General features: G+C 40.0%; 1 protein-coding gene. It reads right to left on the bottom strand.

Features of this window, described 5'->3' with window-relative positions:
• Window positions 1–918: helicase HerA domain-containing protein (locus tag IPZ49_RS22990; protein ID WP_227754141.1), on the bottom strand; the 918-nt coding region annotated here is incomplete at its 3' end.
• Window positions 919–968: the final 50 nt, after the last annotated feature.

Here is a 968-nt window from a genome sequence, read left to right as displayed (position 1 = left end):
AAAATTAAAAGAGCAGTCTTTAGAGTAGATATAAGATCTTTCCACATCGATTTCAGAGTTGAAATAGTGCCGTTCGTTTCTTATTTTCCATTTTGAGCCTCCTGAGTGAAACTCAAGATCAGATAATAGTTCTGGATCGTCACAGAAGATCGGACTAAACATTGCATTTATTGCTTCACTTTTTATCTTATCACCACTAAACAAGTTCTGCTTTATTTTTTTCTTTAGCACATTCCTCATGTATTCAAGAGCATTATCAGACCCCATAACTTCGGACTGGAATTCCAAAACACGTTTTAAAAAAGGTTTTTGGGTCTTATCCGTCGCATCAGTCAGAACAGAAAGCATGTCATGTTCAAGTAGTACTTCTTTAGGAAGTGGAAGCTTATTGCCATTAGCATGGTGTGTGTTCAGGTTATAAACCGTTTTCTCATCAGTAATACAATTTTGCGTTGTATATTCGCCATTAAAGTCGAAGAGAATAAATCGGCACTTTTCATTAAAACTGTCACCCAGCATCGGTTTTATCTGAGCGACTCCAGCTTTATAAAGTGCTGCAAGTGTATTGGATTTCCCACTGCCAGTGTTGCCAAAAATTGCAATATGAGAATTTATGAGGCCATTGACTGGTAACGAGATTTCTATATCTTCAAGATCTGTTCGAGTGAAAGACATTACCGTTTCGCCCTCTTTCGCGATCTGGTGTACCGTCTTTACCATCTCTTCAGTAACAACAAAGGCCTCATTACCTATGAGGGGTAGCTCACGCGACCCGCTAACGAAACCTCTCGTTCGGTCGATGTATCCCGTTAACGTGGCCGTCAAGTAGCGACGATAACGCCAAGCATCGCTGCCACTGCCAGAAGGATGTTTTTCTTCAATGAGTCTCTCTGATTCCACTTTGCCAATCAGGCTCATAAATCCTTTCTTGATTTCAATAAAACTTCCTACGGAAACATTTCTCAGAA

Source organism: Enterobacter cloacae complex sp. S2 (assembly GCF_015159675.1).
Lineage (GTDB): Bacteria > Pseudomonadota > Gammaproteobacteria > Enterobacterales > Enterobacteriaceae > Enterobacter > Enterobacter intestinihominis.
This window is presented reverse-complemented; position numbering and strand designations above follow the sequence as displayed.